We start from the raw sequence: 15,891 nt of genomic DNA, 5'->3' as shown, positions 1-15,891 counted from the left end.
CCACTAAGCCTTCACCCCCTCCAGGATTTCCAGGATCGCGCGCACGTCCACGGCATCCATCTGCTCGGGCTGGAGGAAGCGCTCGCCGTACTCCCGGTAGACCCCCTGGCTGATGAACAGGCGGAACAGGTCGGCGTCGATGTGCTGGTCGCGGGCCATGAAGGCGAGGATCTTCAGTGACTCGGACAATGTCTTCGGCGCCTTGTAGGGACGGTCGGCGGCAGTCAGCGCCTCGAAGATATCGGCAATCGCCATCACCCGCTCCGGAATGCTCATCTGCTCCCGGGACAGTTTGCGCGGATAGCCGGTGCCATCCATCTTCTCGTGGTGGTTGGCGGCAATGGTCGGCACACGGCGCAAATGACGCGGCAGCGGCAGGGTGGTGAGCATCATCAGGGTCTGGACGATGTGTTCGTTGATCTTGAAACGCTCCTCCTCGGTCAGCGTGCCACGGCGAATACCCAGGTTGTACAGCTCACCGTAGTTGCTCGCGTAAGGCGGCAGGCGCATGTCGAAGCCCCAGATATTTCGCGGGTCGTCCTTCACCACCGGCGGCTTGCGCTCGCCCCAGGGCACGCGGTGTTCGGGCTTGTCGGCGAGGAGGAACTCCTCCGCCGGCAGCGGCCGTTCGGGCCGCCCCTGCAGCCGCTCGGCCTCGTCGTGGGAGATGCCCAGGCGGTCATCGAAGTAGCGCAACCAACGACGCTCGCCGATCTGCCTGAGCCGCTCGATATCCTCGTCCTTCATGAACTCGCCGCCGACGTTGGCCTGGGCGACGAAGGCGTAGTCCTCGCGCAAGGCCTCATGCAGCGCGTCGCGGCGCGCTGCCAGCAGACCAATGTCGTTGCCTGCGGCTATGCCACGCCAGTAGTCCAGCTCGATGTCGCGCCAGACCACTTCGAAACGCGTGCGCACCTCGTGCAGGCGGTTGTACAGCGTTTCCAGCTTGGTCGCCTTGTCCACCACATATTCGGGACTGGTGACCTTGCCGCAGTCGTGCAGCCAGGCGGCGATCTGGAATTCATAGCGTTCCGCATCGCTCATGGTGAAGCCGGCATACTCGCCATCGTGCGAGTCGATGACCTTCTGCAGCAGCAGGTCGGCCAACTGCGGTACGCGCTCGCAGTGGCCGCCGGTATAGGGGCTCTTGGCGTCGATGGCGTCGGCGAGGAGCTTGATGATCGCATCCAGCAGGCGCTGTTGGGCCTCGATCAATTGGCGGGTCTCGATGGCCACGGCGGCAGCGCCGGAAAGCTCCTCGACGAAGCGTTTGAATGGTTTGCGTGGCTGCAGGCTGTGGGCGCCCTCCTCCGCCAGCTGCAGGACCAGGATACCCAGCAGCTCGTCCGAACGATTGCGCAGCGAAACCTCGAGGAACTGCCCGCGATTGGCCAATGCCAGGTCCACCCGCTGGGCCAGCTCCGCCTCGGTAAAGCCCTCGATCAGCATGGACTGCGGATACTGCTCGCCATTGACCGTGCAGGCCAGCCGCAGGCGACACTCTTCGTCCTCCAGCAGGTAGACAGCGCCTCCCATCACGCCGGTGGCCTCCACCAGGCGCGAGAGCACGCCCTCGAGCATGCTTTCCAGACGTGTCTCGCGGCTCAAGGTCAGGGTGATGGCCTGGAAGTTGTGGATGGTGCGCGACATGCTGCCCATGACGCTGCTCAAGTCGCGGACCTCGGCGATCTTTGACTCCACCCCCACCGGCCGGGCGAAATCGAACGCCGCCAAAGCGCCGACCTGATCAGCCAATGCCGTCAGCGGCCGGGCGATACGCCGGCCGATGTACCAGCCGATCAGCAGCAGAACCAGCAGCAAGGTGCCGCTCCACAACGCCTGGTTGAACAGCAACTGGCGGGCGCCGGCCAGCAACTCCACGGCGGGAATCGCGATGAGCACCCGCACTTCGTTGCTGGTGAAGTTCGACAGCGGCACCCAGATGCCATACCAGTCCTCGCCGTTCACCTTGTACGACTGCGGTGTACCGGAGGGCACGGAATTGGCGTTCAGTTCGCTCAGGCTGGGCACCTTCAGCTCGTCCAGCGTGGCCAGGCGCAGTTGGTCGCCTTCACGGACCATCAGCTTGGAGAGGTCCGGATAGGCGATCACCGTGCCCTTGCCGTCCACGACCGCCAACTCGGTGTGGGCAGTCTGGCGCAGGTCGCCCATCTCGCCGCCCAGATCGTTCACCGAAGCGTCCATGCCGATCACTGCCGCGCCGTCGACGCTGCGGTGGGCCAGGGTCAGGCCGATCTCGCGAGTGGTGAAGAAGACGTAGGGCTGGGTGAGTACGGTCTTGCTCGTCGCACGCGCCTCCGTGTACCAGGGGCGTTGTCGAGGGTCGTACTGGTAATCCGGCCGCTCCTGTACACGCAGCAGCCGCAGCTCGCTGTCGTAGAAACGCCACTCGCCGAGCAGCCCGCCCTGGCCGTTGAGCGTCTGGCTCTGTACCAGGTACTTGGCCGCGTCGGGTGCCTGGAGTGCACGGCGCACCTCGGGTACGCGCAAGGCGCGGATCAGCAGGAACTCGCCATTCGGGTAACCGATGTACACCGCGCTCAGGGTGCGGTTGGCACGCAGGTTCTCCACCAGCATCGGCAGGCGATCGAGGCGCGCCGGCAGGTTGTCCGTCTGTGAGATGGGGTCGTGGGTGAGCAGCCGCAGTGCGCTTTCCGCCGGGTCGATCAGGCGCCGGATACGCTCGTTGATGGTCGCGCCCAGCTGGCTGGCCGACTCCCCGGCCGCCGTCACCAGCGCGCCTTCTACCCCTCGGTAGCCCTGGATCAGCAGAGCCCCCGCCAGCACCAGCATGCTGGCGATGATGGCGCCAGCCACCAGCAGCTGCAGCGGAATACCCCGTTCGAATGCCTTCATCCTTTACCAGCCTCTGTCCGTGGAGCTGTAGCGATAGCCACTGTCGAGCAGTTCTTCCGCCACGGGTGGCGGCGCATTGTTACGCATGATCCGGGCCAGAGTTCCGTCCAGCCACAGTGTTTCCATCAAGCGCATCCATTCGGCGCTTTGCGCCGGCGTGAAGCGCTTGCGCGAAAGCATCAGGTTATGGGGAGTCGCCGGCCCTGGGATCACATCTACCACATGGAATCGCTCCCGTTGGCGACGGTCCTTCACCGCGCCTTCGAGGTTCATCTCATGGCCTATCACGCCTTCCACATTGCCGTTGAGCAACGCGGTGAAGCGGCTGGCGTCGTCCTTGTATTCCACTACCCGACCTTCCGAGCGGAGGATACGCAGCATACCGTCGATGTAAGGCCCATGGCGGTAGCCGGCAATTACTCCCAGGCGCGCACCGGGCATGTCATGGAAGGCGTCCAGGCTGTTCATGTCCCCCAGATCGTCGCGCACGATCAACTTGTTGCGCATATAGAGATACGGCAGCAGGTAGGTGTAGGCGCGCCGCTGCGGCGTGGCAACGCCACTGGTGCCCATCTGCAGGTCGCCACTCTCCAGCAATCGCCAGATTTCATCGCGCGGGCGAATCGAGGTCTCGAACTGGCAGCCGGTGCGCCGGGACAGCTCGGCGATCAGGTCGGGATCGATGCCGACATCGTCATGGAAGAACACCACGTTGCGGGTATAAGCGATGGCGATCGGCTGCTCACAGCCGTAGCGATCCTCGGCCACGGCTTCCGCACACAGCCATGCGGCCGGGGCCAGGACCAGCAGTTTGCGCAACCGTGGATGAAGTGCCATTGAACCGCTCCGCACGCGGTATCGGCCTCAGGGGGGAGCACGGCGAGATCGCTCGTCTTCGGCGAGGGAGTTACAGCCACCACATGAGTGTAATCCGGCTTCACCAAAGCGCTGGAGAATCGCGCAGAGAAATGTCATTTAGTCGGATTTCGGCAGAACGATGTGACTCAGCCGCCCACTGGCAGTTGCAGGCGCCGGACCACCCTGCTTAACTCTGGCCCAAGCGTGACCAATGAGTCACGCAGCGCAACCAACAATGATTCCCGCGGCAGCTGTTCCCCGAGCCGCACCTTCCCCCGCCTGATCAGAAGCCAATCTTCCGCGCCCCCACGGGCTTCGGAACGCTGTCTTTTGGTGTCGTAAGTATTTGAAAATCAAGAGATTGTTAACTTTCGTCGAGTGACATGAAGCTGTCACGTCAAGACGCTTTCCTCTGCCTGGGTACTTTCTTCGCATCCGATGGTGGATGCGCACCATGACCTGCGTCTGGAGGAATACGACATGAGGCCGGAAACCGCCGTCGTCGAGATTCAGCAACACCGGGTACACACGGAGTTTCACGCCAACAGGGAAGCGCGGCAGACCATCATCCTGGTCAACGGCTCGCTGGCAACCACCGCCTCCTTCGCGCAAACGGTGAAATACCTGCAACCCCACTTCAACGTCGTCTGCTACGACCAGCCGTACGCGGGCCGTTCGCGGGCCCACAACGACTGCCGCGAGCTCATCACCAAGGAGTACGAGGCGCAGCTGCTGCTCGGCCTGATCGAGCACTACCACGCGGACGTCGTCATGTCCTTCTCCTGGGGCGGCGTCGCCACCCTGCTGGCCCTGGCCGAACGCCCCGCGCGAATCCAGAAGGCGGTGATCAATTCCTTCTCGCCGCTGCTCAACGCCTCGATGCTCGACTACCTGCACCGCGGCCTGGACTACCTCTCCGCGTGCGATCGCACCAACCTCGGCAACCTGGTCAACGACACCATCGGTCGCTACCTGCCGCAACTGTTCAAGCGCTACAACTTCCGCCACGTCGCCGGTCTCGACGAGCACGAATACCAGCAGATGCACTTCCACGTCTGCCAGGTACTCAAGCTCAGTGCCGAGAGCTACATGGAGAAGTTTGCCGCCATCGACATCCCGCTGCTGTTCATGAACGGCGAGCTGGACATCTACACCACCCCGGCCGAGGCCAAGCTGTTCCAGCAACTGATCCGCGACTGCGAGTTCCGCACCATCCGCAACGCCGGCCACTTCATCGACGTGGAACACAAGAAGGCCTGGCAGGAAACCCAGGACGCTCTCCTGACCTTCCTCCAGCCGCAGCGCCACCCGGTCCTGGCCAACCCCTACCTGCCCAGCAGCCAGGGCGTGCCAATCGCCGCCATGGTGGGCTGATGCAGCCAGCGCACACAGCCGGGGGCCGGCCCCAGACCTTCCGCCTCCGGTTTTTCATTGCGCCACCGTGTTCACGAATGCCATCCACTCGGCACGCCCGACCGCCCAAGGCTTCACTAAGCCTCGCCCTTCTGGTAAAAAGGCACCCCCAAGCGGGCGTCGTATAATGGCATTACCTGAGCTTCCCAAGCTCATGACGAGGGTTCGATTCCCTTCGCCCGCTCCAGAATCCCCAGCAAAAGCCCCCGGCAGCGTGAGTTGCCGGGGGCTTTTGTGCTTTTGGCGCCGCCAAACCGGCTCTTGTAGAATCCTCGGCATCCCTACAGCCCGGATCCTGCCGTATGCCCGCCTCCGCCCCGCACCGGCAATCGCTGTCCTGGCTCCTGCTCACCCTACTCCTTCTATTGGTCCATCCCGCCTGGGCTGCCCAGGTGGTCGATGCCGCGAGCGTCACCACCCGGCCCCTGACGCTGACCGCCTATGTCTCCGTCCTCGAAGACCCGAGCCGCAGTCTGACGCTGGAGGACGTGCAATCCTCTGCGCAGCAAGCCCTTTTCAAGGCCGATCAGCCACCCGGCAGTGCGCTGGCGATGGGTTTTACCCGCTCGGCCTTCTGGCTGAAGTTGCAGTTGAGCAATCCCGGCGATGCCCCGTTGCAGCGCCTGCTGGTGGTGGAGAACCCGCGTATCTCCCATGTGCAGATGAACATCCCGCAGACAGATGGCAGCGTCAGGACGATCAACACCGGCAGCGACGTCCCGCAGAGCAACAAGGTCTACCCGAACCGCAACTTCGTCTTTCCGCTGAACCTGCCCGCGCACTCCGAACAGGTGCTGTACCTGCGGGTCGAGTCGAGCATCGGCCTGCTGGTGCCGCTGCAGTTGTGGCCGGTGAAGACGTTCTCCATCTACGAACGCGACGACTACACGGGCAAGGCCTGGTACTTCGGCATCGCGGTGGCAATGATCCTGTTCAACCTGATGCTGCTGTTCGCCCTGCGCGACCCGATCTACCTGCTGTACGTGGTCTTCGTGAGCTGCACGGCCGGGGCGCTGGCGATTAAGAACGGCCTCGCCCCGGACTGGTCGATCTTCGGCGAGCCGCTCAACTCCAACGTGGTCTACTACTCCGGCGTGTCGATGGCCCTGGCCGCGCTGCTGCTGTTCGCCCGCCGGATGATGCAGTTCGAGCGGATACTGCCGCGCCTGGACCGGGTACTGCGCGGGATGATCCTGGCCTATCTGCTCAGCCCCGTCGCCTATGCGCTGGCGCTGCCGTATTTCTCCCGCGCCGGCATCCTGCTGAACTTCGCCACGGCGGTGATCCTGCTCATCGGTGCCGGCGTTGCCGCCTTCAAGCGCCAGCGCAGCGCGTTCTTCTTCCTCGCGGCCTTCGCGCTGCTGATGCTGGGCGGGGCGATGACCTCGCTGCGCGCCATGGGCATCGTGCCGACCAACCTGTTTACCGTGGACGGCCTGCAACTGGGCTCGGCGATGGAGATGATCGTGCTGGCCTTCGCCCTCGCCGACCGCTTCAACGTCATGCGCCGGGAGAAGGCCAGGGTGCAGGAGGAATTGATCCGTACCCAGCAACAGCTTGTGGATAACCTGCGCAGCTCCGAGCACGAGCTGGAACTGCGCGTCGCCGAGCGCACCGATGAACTGCGCGAGCTGAACAACCAGCTGGAGGCCATGAGCCTGACCGATGCCCTCACCGGCATTGCCAACCGGCGCCGCTTCGACCAGCTACTGGAGCATGAATGGGACCACGCACGTCGCTCCGGTGAGGCTCTGGCCCTGGCGATCATCGATGTGGACTGGTTCAAGCGCTACAACGACCACTACGGCCACCCTGCCGGCGACGCCTGCCTGCGCGACATTGCCCGGACGCTGGCGGCCACGGTCAACCGCTCCACCGACCTGGTGGCACGCTATGGCGGCGAGGAGTTCGTTTTCCTCGCGCCGATGACCGACCTCGCCGGCGTGCGCGGCATGGCGAACAAGTTGCTGCAAGCGGTGGAAGCACTCGCCCTGCCCCACGAGCTGTCGCCGTTGGGGCGGGTGAGCGTGAGCATCGGCGTCGTAGCTGCGGTACCGAGTTCGGAATACTCCGCCGAGATGCTGGTGCAGCAGGCGGATGCGGCGTTGTATGAGGCGAAGAAGCAGGGGCGCAATCAGGTAGAGGGCTGACAGGCAGTCGATCGCTCCGCCGTCCTACACGCGGCTCAGCACCTTCATGGTGGTCGGCGAATATTTCAGGTGCGGGCTCGCTGGCACACCTGTATCCTACTGGATACAGGTGCAGCATGACCTATCAGCTAACGCAAACTGCCCAGTTTGATCACTGGCTTTCTGAGCTCCGCGCCCCCCGCGGGAGAGTCGCAATCCTGCGTCGGCTGGACCGTATCCGGTCCGGTCATTTCGGCGACATCCGCTCGGTGGGCATCGGTGTCTCGGAAATCCGACTGGATGTCGGCCCTGGCTATCGCGTCTACTTCACGCGCCGTGGCGACGTGCTGATCCTGTTGCTGTGTGGCGGCGACAAAACATCCCAGCAGCGCGATATCAAGCTGGCGCAGCAACTGGCGGGAGCAATTGAATGGCCATTGAACTGAGCGACTTCGACACTAGCCACCACCTCGACAATGAGGAGGTCATTGCCGAATACCTGTCCCAGGTCCTGTCTGACGGCGATACCGATGAGCTGCTACTCGCCATCGGCAACATTGCCAAGGCGCGCGGCATGACCAAGATCGCCAATGACTCGGGACTGGGCCGGGAGAGCCTGTACAAGGTCTTTGCGCCCGGAGCCAAGCCGCGCTTCGAGACGGTCATGAAGGTCATGCGCGCGCTGGGTGTCGAGTTGCAGGCAATTCCCGCCAGCAGCGGGAAATGAGGGACAGTCCCGCCCCCGCCCCGTCACTTGCTCATGCCCCCGCCTTCACTCTATCCCTCTCCTTCAGCAACGCCTGAATCACCTGCTCCTGTTCCTCGTACCCACCCTCCCCGATCGACAGATGGCGCACGCGTCCCTGGGCATCGATGAAATAGTGCGCCGGCCAGTACTGGTTGGCGAAGGCGTTCCAGATCCGGTACTGGTTATCCAGCGCCACGGGGTAGTGGATATCGTGCTGTTTCACCGCTTCGCGAACGTTGGCGGGTACGCGTTCGAAGGGGTACTCCGGGGTATGCACGCCGATCACCACCAGGCCCTGGTCGGCGTACTTCTTCGCCCAGGCGTTCACATACGGCAGGCTGTGCTGGCAGTTGATGCAGTCGTAGGTCCAGAAGTCGATCAGCACCACCTTGCCGCGCAGGTCGCGCAGGCTCAGTTCGGGGCTGTTGATCCACTCCACCGCGCCTTGCAGTTCGGGAGCCGGGCCGAGGTCGGGCAGGCGTTCGGCGCCGTGGGCCAGGTCGCCGGGCATCAGTTGGCTGATCAGCGCGGGCACGCCGTCGATGACCTTGCGTTCCAGGCTGTTCACCAGCCTGGACGAACCGCCGGAAGCCAGTTGTGCGCTGGTGCCGCTGGCGATGCCGACCACGGCCAGCAGGGCGAGTACACCAGTGGCGCGGCGCAGACCCTCGATGACGCCCATGCGCGGCCGCAGCTGCTGCATCAGCCGGCGCCCGGCGAAAAGCACGATACCGAGCACCGTGGCACTGCCCAGACCGTAGGCAAACAGCAGCAAACTGGTCTGCGCGCTCGGGCCTTGCAGCATGGCGCCGGAGAGAATCAGCCCCAGCACCGGGCCGGCGCAGGGCGCCCACAGCAGGCCGGCGGCAAAGCCCATCACCCACGCGGAGAACGTCGGCGGCATGCGCCGGGCTTCACCGTGCAGACGATCGCCGATCCAGGCCCAGGGGCGCGCCAGCCAATCGCTGAAGCGCGGCCAGAGCAGCGCCAGTGCAGAGACCGAGAGCAGCACCAGCGCAAACCACCGGCCCCATTCGCTGGCGGCAATCACCCAGTTGCTGGAGACGGTCGCCAGGCTCGCCAGCACCGCGAAGCCGCTGGCCAGGCCGAGCAGCGTGACCCACGGCGACCACGCCGGGCCGCCGGCACGCTGCAACAACAATGGAAGCACGGGAAGGATGCAGGGGCTGAGCAGGGTCAGCGCCCCGCCGAGAAAGGCGATGAGCAGCATGGAAACCTCGATGGGCCGCCGGCCCGTGGGCTTTTTCTGGAGTGAACAGCGGGAAAAAACGCCGCGGCCATCCGTGGCTGCGGCTCGGGGGAATCAGCCGCCTTCGTTGCAGTCGGTGGCGAACTTGCGATAGGCCAGGCTGTGCGGCTGGCCGTGGGAATCCAGGTAATCCATGCGGGCGTTGACGATGCCGCAGTCAAAGGGCGACGCCGCCTCTTCCTGGATAGCAACGACCTTCTTCACGTCCAGTTTCTGGCCGTAGTGATACTGCTCAACGGGCTGCGTGTCGGCAGCCTGGGCGCCGAAGCTGGCGAAAGCGGCGAGGGAAGCGAAGAGGCAAGCGTTGGCGAGCTGGATGGCTTTCATGGGGGTTCTCCTGTCCTGTGTCGGGTTTGGCCGGCGAGGGCTGTGTGCCTCGCCGTTGGTGCCCATTTCACGTTCAGGAGGTATCGGGCTTGTGTCGCGCAGGCCCTTGGTTTGCTGCGCCGGGTATCGGAGGCCGGCCTGGATACAGTGGAATACAAAGCACGGCAGGCAAGCGTGGCGCTGCGCTATAAACTCGCCTCAACCCACTGTGAATGAGGCACCGGCATGGACCATGTCGATCACGTACTGATCGTCGACGACGACCGCGAGATCCGCGAGTTGGTCGGCAACTACCTGAAGAAGAACGGCCTGCGCGTGAGCCTGGCGGCGGATGGCCGGCAGATGCGCGCCTTCCTCGACGCCAACTCGGTCGACCTGATCGTGCTCGACATCATGATGCCCGGCGACGACGGCCTGAAGCTGTGCCGCGAGCTGCGCGTGGGCAAGCACAAGTCCACACCGGTGCTGATGCTCACCGCGCGCAACGACGAGACCGACCGCATCATCGGCCTGGAGATGGGCGCCGACGACTACCTCACCAAGCCCTTCTCCGCTCGTGAACTGCTGGCACGAATCAACGCCGTGCTGCGCCGCACGCGCATGCTGCCGCCGAACCTGCAGGTCAGCGAGGCGAGCCGGCTGATCGGCTTCGGCCGCTGGAAGCTGGACACCACCGCGCGCCACCTGCTCGATGAAGACGGCACCCTGGTCGCCCTGAGCGGCGCCGAGTACCGCCTGCTGCGCGTGTTCGTCGATCATCCGCAGCGTGTGCTCAGCCGCGAGCAATTGCTGAACCTCACGCAAGGCCGCGAGGCGGACATCTTCGATCGCTCCATCGACCTGCTGGTCAGCCGCCTGCGCCAGCGCCTGCTGGATGACGCCCGCGAACCCGCCTACATCAAGACGGTGCGCAGCGAAGGCTACGTCTTCGCCCTGGCCGTCGAACTGCTCGAGCCCAACGCATGAAATCCGTCCTGCACTGGCCACGCACGCTGGCCGCGCGCCTGGCGCTGATCTTCCTCGCCGGGCTGGTGTTCGCCTACAGCCTGTCGTTCTGCTCGCAGTTCTACGAGCGCTACCAGAGCGCGCGCAGCATGATGCTGGGCAACCTGGAAACCGACGTCAGCACCGCCGTCGCCCTGCTCGATCGCCTGCCGCTGGACGAGCGCGAGCGCTGGCTGCCCATGGTGCAGCGGCCCAACTACCGCTACCGCCTGGATGGCGGCCAGCCCGGCGAGCCGATGAACATGGCGCAGGCGCCCATGGCGGCGACCTCCATCGCCGACGCCATTGGCCCACGCTACGGGCTGCGCTTCGAGAACATCCCCGGCTCGATCCCGCACTTCCAGGTACACCTGAAACTGGCCGACGGCATGCCGCTGACCATCGACGTGACGCCCAAGGGCGTGCCCGTGGCGCAATGGCTGCCCTGGGTACTGATCGTCCAGCTGGCATTGCTGCTGTTCTGCACCTGGCTTGCCGTGCGCCTGGCGATTCGCCCGCTGACGCGGCTGGCCCAGGCCGTGGACCACCTCGATCCGGACGCCCCCGCGCCCGAACTGGACGAGCGCGGTCCCAGCGAAGTCGCCTACGCCGCCCGCGCCTTCAACGCGCTGCAAGGTCGTATCAGCGCGTACCTCAAGGAGCGCATGCAACTGCTGGCGGCCATTTCCCATGACCTGCAGACGCCCATCACGCGGATGAAGCTGCGCGTCGAGCAGATGGACGACTCGCCCGAGCGCGAGCGCCTGTGGAGCGACCTCGAAGAGATGCAGCACCTGGTCCGCGAAGGCGTGGCCTACGCACGCAGCATGGACGGCGCCAGCGAGGCGGCGGTCAAGGTCGACTTCGATTCATTCCTCGACAGCCTCGTCCTCGACTACCAGGACAGCGGCCAGGCCGTGGAGCTTCAAGGCAGCAGCAACGTCGTGCTGGAAACCCGCCCCCACGCGCTGCGCCGGGTGCTCACCAACCTGGTGGACAACGCACTGAAGTTCGGCGGCGCCGCCCAGGTGCAAGTCGAACGCGATGCCCAGGGTGTCGTGTGTATCCGTGTGCTCGACGACGGCCCCGGCATCCCCGAGGAGGAACTCGCCGAGGTGTTGAACCCCTTCTACCGGGTGGAAAGCTCGCGCAACCGCGGCACCGGCGGCACCGGCCTGGGGCTGGCGATTGCCCAGCAACTGAGCCAGGCCCTGGGCGGCACGCTGAGCCTGTCCAACCGCGCCACGGGCGGGCTGTGCGCGCAGCTGGAGTTGCGCCCCGCCAGCTGAGGCTGCGCTTGAGCGAGGTGTACACAGAGATACAAGACGGCCTTCCCCGGACACATCCGGTATAAGGCCCGTCGCCAAGATGGCTCCACGAACAGCGGCGGCAACCCGCCCGCCGCGTTCCCCAAAGGAGCCTGCCATGATCCGTCCCGCCGAAAACGCCAGCCTGCATGGCTGGCGCCTGTTCTCCCTGCTGTCCGCCCTGGTGCTGCTCGCCACCGCATTGGCCCTGTGGAGCCAACCGCAATGGGTCGAAGCCCTGCGCAGCGCGATCCGTGTCACCGCCCGCACGTCCTTCGCGCTCTTCCTCGCCACCTTTCTCGCCTCGTCCCTGATGGCAGTGGTACCGAGCGGGTTCACCCGGGGCCTGCTGCGTGAGCGACGCTTCCTCGGGCTGGCCTTCGCCTTCTCCCACGCCGTGCACGCGGTGCTGATCATCCTCTATGTGAAATTCTTCCCCGAGACCTTCTGGCACGGCCGCAGCGCCGCCGCGAACATCCCCGGCTCCGTCGGCTATGTCTTCATCATCCTGCTGACCCTCACGTCTTTCCCCTACGCAGTGAGACTGCTCGGCGCCCGTGCCTGGAAACTGCTGCACAGCACCGGCACCTGGGTGATCGCCGGGGTCTTCCTGCTCTCCTTCTACAAGCGCCTGCCGATGGGCTCCTGGTACCCGCTGGGCTTCGGCCTGATCTTCAGCGCCATCGCCTTCAAGCTCGTCGCCAAGCTGGCCGTGCACCTGCGCCGTAGCGCGCGCCCCGCGCTGCCGAACGCCTGAGCTTCGACTTCATCGACGACCGGGCTATTGCCGCCCGCCCAAGCCTTGCCCACGACCTTGCCCAAGAGGTGCACCATGACCCTGCTGACCCTGAACCCGATCAAGACCGTCCTCGACCAACTCGACCGCCTCGCCGCCTGGGGCTGGGACATTCCCCTGCGGCTGTTCCTGGCCTGGGAGTTCTTCGAATCAGGCCTGGAGAAATGGCATGGCGACAACTGGTTCGAACAGATCCACGCCAGCTTCCCCTTCCCCTTCAACCACTTCTCCGCCGGCTTCGACTGGCAGGTATCGATGTGGGCCGAACTGATCGCGCCGATCCTGCTCCTGCTCGGCGTGGCCACGCGCTTCGCTTCCGCGTCGCTGATCGTCGTCACCATCGTCGCCATCGCCGCGGTGCACTGGCCGGCGCAGTGGTCGACCTTGTCCGAGCTCGCCCAGGGCTATTCGATCACCGACCACGGCTTCGGCAACTACAAGCTGCCGCTGATCTACCTGGTCGCACTGCTGCCGCTGCTGTTGAAAGGTGCGGGAGCGCTGAGTGTGGATGGAATGATCCGCCGGCTGTATCGCTCGCACAGCTGACCCTGGCTTCGGACAAGGGAAAGGCAGGTTTGCCTTTCCCTTGTCGCTTCCGCAGCAGACGCCCCCATTACTTGCGCGCAAACAGCGACGCCAGAGGCAACTTGGTGATGGCAAAACCCAGCAATAACAGCAGCGAATAGAGCGCCAGGCTGGTGGAAATCGCTTGCCCCTCGTACCAAGCCCCGATGATCACCGCAAAAACAGGGAAAATGATGAACACAAAGGACAGGACCACGGGGCTCAGTCGTTTCAACAAGAAGAAGTAGACGAGGAAACCACCCACCGAGGCGCACAGCCCGAGGTATGTCAGCGCCCACCAGGACCTGGCGGATATCTGCGAAAACGACGGCTGCTCCACCAGCAATCCGAGGACGAACAGCGCCAACCCGGCAATGCCGATGGGCAGAGTGTTGTAGGTAACGACGCTGATCGCCGAGCCTCTCTGCTTGGTCACCACATAACACAGGGCATGCATCAGCGCGGCGGCAAGGATGGCCAGCACACCAATGAAACCCTGGTGTTCGAAACCCAGGCCCTGCTCACGAAGAATCATGTACAGGCTGGCAAAGCCGATGGCGATGCCGATCACCTGGAGTGTCTGAATCCTTTCTCGCAGGAATATCGCCGAGAAGATCAGGATGAAGACGGGCATGCAACTGAACAGCAGCGCTGTCAGCCCTGAGGAAACCAGGGTCTCGCCGTAGTTGAGGAGGAAGTACGGCACACCGAAGTAGCAAAGCGTGACGAAAATGAAGAAGCCCCGGCTTTGTCGAGGGAAGACAATCGCATCACCGCGCATCCGGGCGAATGCCAGGAACAATGGAAAGGCAATCAGGAAGCGCAGACCGGATGCCGTCAGCGGTGGCACCGTTTCAACGGCGATGCGGATACCCAGCCAGGTCGTGCCCCAACTGAGGCAGACAGTCAGGAACAGCGCGGCCGTCACCGCACCTGCCAGCCAACTCTTCCGGGCAATAGGAGTGAGTTCCTGGGAAGCGGAAATGGTCATGACAGCAGCTCCAGATAGCGCTATGGATGGGTTCTTGTTACTACAATGAACCCGTTCAATCCGAAGCTATTGGCCTGTGAAATGACTGTCAAACCCTGTATTGACACCGTGTCAATTCTCCGCCACGCACTGGAATCGGGGCGCGGCACAAAATACAAACGCCTCGCGTCAGCCTTGGAGTTATGCATTCTCGATGGCTCCCTCGCAGCCGGCAGCAAGCTCACTCCCCAACGCATTCTGGCCTACAAACTCAATGTCACCGTGGGCACCGTGAGCCGCGCCTACGCCGAACTCGAGCGCATGGGCCTGGTAGTGCCAAGGGTGGGCGATGGGACTTTCGTTCGCCAGCGTGGTCTGGAGCGCAAGCGAGATGAGGGTTACCGCAATGTCGCTGAGTCCCCGGCGTTCTACGACATGAGCCGCAACCTGCACATCCCTGGGGCCGAGACCAGCCTGCTGGCACAGAGCCTGATGGTCCTTGCACAGGATGTGAGCACGCTGGGAGAGCTGATGACCTACACGCCGGAGGTCGGCCTGCCGCGCTTCCGTGCTGCCGGGGCGAAGTGGCTTTCCAGCCATGGTTTCCGCGCTCACCCTGAGCAGGTGCTGTGCACCAACGGCAGCCAGCACGCCTTGCTTTGTACGCTGATGGCGCTGCTGCGGCCCGGCGACACCCTGGTGACCGAACCTCTCACCTACCCTGGCCTGATCAGTGCGGCGCGGCTGCTGGGTATTCGTCTACTGGCGGCGACGATGGACGACGACGGATTGCTCCCTCAGTCGCTGGACGAACTCTGCCGACTGCACCGAGTTACTGCCCTGTATTGCACCCCCACTCTGCAGAATCCCACGACCTCCATCCTGCCCACGGAACGTCGGCAGGCCATCGCGACGATTTGCCGGGAGCACAACCTGCTGATCATCGAGGACGAGACCCATGCGGTCCTGCTGGAAGATCGGCCCGCGCCCTTGAGTCACTTCGTCCCCGAGCGAAGCATTCTGATTGGCGGCATGAGCAAGGCAGTCGCCGCCGGCCTTCGCGTTGGCTACCTGCACGCCCCCGTAGCGATGGTGAGCCGGCTGGCAGCAGCGCTGCGAGGCTCCTGCTGGATGGCAACTCCCCTCCCCCTGGAGTTGGCCACCCGCTGGATCGATGACGGCACCGCGCAGATTCTGCTGCAGCAGCAAGCCGCCGAGATCGCTCGCCGCAAGGCACTGGTGACGCAGTTGCTGGAAGGATTGAACTACCGAACTCACTCCAGGAGCCCGCATTTCTGGATCCAGGTGCCCGAGCCATGGCGCGCCTCGGACGTGGAAAGCGACTTGGCGGCCAAGCACTACCGCATCGCGACCGCGGAATCCTTTGCTGTCGGTCACGCTGCAGTTCCGCAGTTCGTCAGGGTCAGCATCTGCGACGGAGCGCTGGATGACGTGCAGTTGTGTTTGGGATTCCAGGCGCTCTCGGTCGCTCTGGACAGTGATACCGCGTCCACGGAACGCTCATAGGCGAGAGGGTGCTCGCGAACGGATTTCCCCGGCTGGTCTGCAGCCAGGCCGGTTCGCGAGCAAGCTCGCTCCTAAAGAAAAGAAAAAAGCCCGCGCACCGATGACGGTACGCGGGCTGGGC

The 15,891-nt window shown here is 64.2% G+C and carries 14 protein-coding genes and 1 tRNA gene; 10 read left to right on the top strand and 5 right to left on the bottom strand.

Annotation, left to right across the window (positions count from 1 at the left end; all coding sequences use genetic code 11):
• Positions 1-3: 3 nt before the first annotated feature.
• Together GJV37_RS16540 and GJV37_RS16535 are read right to left on the bottom strand one after the other, a co-directional pair.
• Complete coding sequence (locus GJV37_RS16540) at positions 4-2,877, bottom strand: HD domain-containing phosphohydrolase (RefSeq protein WP_024767719.1); 2,874 nt, start codon at positions 2,875-2,877, stop codon at positions 4-6.
• Positions 2,878-2,880: 3 nt separating this feature from the next.
• Positions 2,881-3,714, bottom strand: coding sequence for a substrate-binding periplasmic protein (locus GJV37_RS16535; protein WP_037011251.1), 834 nt, complete (start codon positions 3,712-3,714; stop codon positions 2,881-2,883).
• A 501-nt stretch (positions 3,715-4,215) separates the two neighbouring features.
• Between GJV37_RS16535 and GJV37_RS16530 the strand changes: the two genes are divergently transcribed.
• From GJV37_RS16530 to GJV37_RS16510, 5 genes are all read left to right on the top strand, one after another.
• Positions 4,216-5,109, top strand: a complete 894-nt coding sequence (locus GJV37_RS16530) for an alpha/beta fold hydrolase (protein WP_024767717.1) — start codon at positions 4,216-4,218, stop codon at positions 5,107-5,109.
• A 152-nt stretch (positions 5,110-5,261) separates the two neighbouring features.
• Positions 5,262-5,335 (top strand) — tRNA-Gly (locus tag GJV37_RS16525).
• A 115-nt stretch (positions 5,336-5,450) separates the two neighbouring features.
• On the top strand, positions 5,451-7,298 hold the full coding sequence (locus GJV37_RS16520; protein WP_193452743.1) for a sensor domain-containing diguanylate cyclase: 1,848 nt from the start codon (positions 5,451-5,453) through the stop codon (positions 7,296-7,298).
• A gap of 116 nt (positions 7,299-7,414) precedes the next feature.
• Positions 7,415-7,723 (top strand): type II toxin-antitoxin system RelE/ParE family toxin, encoded by a 309-nt coding sequence (locus GJV37_RS16515; protein WP_193452742.1) that lies wholly within the window; start codon positions 7,415-7,417, stop codon positions 7,721-7,723.
• Positions 7,708-8,004 (top strand): addiction module antidote protein, encoded by a 297-nt coding sequence (locus GJV37_RS16510; protein ID WP_037011255.1) that lies wholly within the window; start codon positions 7,708-7,710, stop codon positions 8,002-8,004. Before GJV37_RS16515 ends, GJV37_RS16510 begins: the two co-directional genes overlap by 16 nt.
• A 31-nt stretch (positions 8,005-8,035) precedes the next feature.
• Here the strand turns inward: GJV37_RS16510 and GJV37_RS16505 are convergent, their stop codons facing one another.
• Both GJV37_RS16505 and GJV37_RS16500 read right to left on the bottom strand, forming a co-directional pair.
• The gene (locus GJV37_RS16505; RefSeq protein WP_193452741.1) at positions 8,036-9,256 is read right to left on the bottom strand and encodes a cytochrome c biogenesis protein DipZ; all 1,221 of its coding nucleotides are present in this window, start codon (positions 9,254-9,256) and stop codon (positions 8,036-8,038) included.
• Between the two features lie 93 nt (positions 9,257-9,349).
• On the bottom strand, positions 9,350-9,622 hold the full coding sequence (locus tag GJV37_RS16500; RefSeq protein ID WP_024767565.1) for a DUF2790 domain-containing protein: 273 nt from the start codon (positions 9,620-9,622) through the stop codon (positions 9,350-9,352).
• 225 nt (positions 9,623-9,847) lie between these two features.
• Here GJV37_RS16500 and GJV37_RS16495 point away from each other — a divergent pair, with 225 nt between their 5' ends.
• The 4 genes from GJV37_RS16495 (at position 9,848) to GJV37_RS16480 (ending at position 13,255) form a co-directional block, all read left to right on the top strand.
• Positions 9,848-10,588, top strand: a complete 741-nt coding sequence (locus GJV37_RS16495; protein ID WP_024767564.1) for a response regulator — start codon at positions 9,848-9,850, stop codon at positions 10,586-10,588.
• Complete coding sequence (locus GJV37_RS16490; protein WP_193452740.1) at positions 10,585-11,895, top strand: ATP-binding protein; 1,311 nt, start codon at positions 10,585-10,587, stop codon at positions 11,893-11,895. Before GJV37_RS16495 ends, GJV37_RS16490 begins: the two co-directional genes overlap by 4 nt.
• A 136-nt stretch (positions 11,896-12,031) precedes the next feature.
• Positions 12,032-12,670, top strand: coding sequence for a membrane protein (locus tag GJV37_RS16485; RefSeq protein ID WP_038803252.1), 639 nt, complete (start codon positions 12,032-12,034; stop codon positions 12,668-12,670).
• A 75-nt stretch (positions 12,671-12,745) separates the two neighbouring features.
• Entirely contained in the window at positions 12,746-13,255 is a 510-nt protein-coding gene (locus GJV37_RS16480) for an HvfX family Cu-binding RiPP maturation protein (RefSeq protein WP_024767562.1), read from the top strand.
• Between the two features lie 67 nt (positions 13,256-13,322).
• On the opposite strand, the gene GJV37_RS16475 is transcribed toward GJV37_RS16480, so the two are convergent.
• Entirely contained in the window at positions 13,323-14,264 is a 942-nt protein-coding gene (locus GJV37_RS16475; RefSeq protein ID WP_169888083.1) for a DMT family transporter, read from the bottom strand.
• 81 nt (positions 14,265-14,345) lie between these two features.
• Here GJV37_RS16475 and GJV37_RS16470 point away from each other — a divergent pair, with 81 nt between their 5' ends.
• Positions 14,346-15,770 carry an aminotransferase-like domain-containing protein gene (locus tag GJV37_RS16470; RefSeq protein ID WP_193452791.1) on the top strand — a complete coding sequence of 475 codons (1,425 nt, stop codon included), beginning with the start codon at positions 14,346-14,348 and terminating at the stop codon, positions 15,768-15,770.
• The last annotated feature ends 121 nt before the right edge of the window (positions 15,771-15,891 follow it).

It is taken from the genome of Pseudomonas nitroreducens (assembly GCF_010994165.1).
Taxonomy (GTDB): domain Bacteria; phylum Pseudomonadota; class Gammaproteobacteria; order Pseudomonadales; family Pseudomonadaceae; genus Pseudomonas; species Pseudomonas nitroreducens.
The sequence above is the reverse complement of the archived record's forward strand: the minus strand, read 5'-3'. Positions and strand labels throughout refer to the sequence as shown.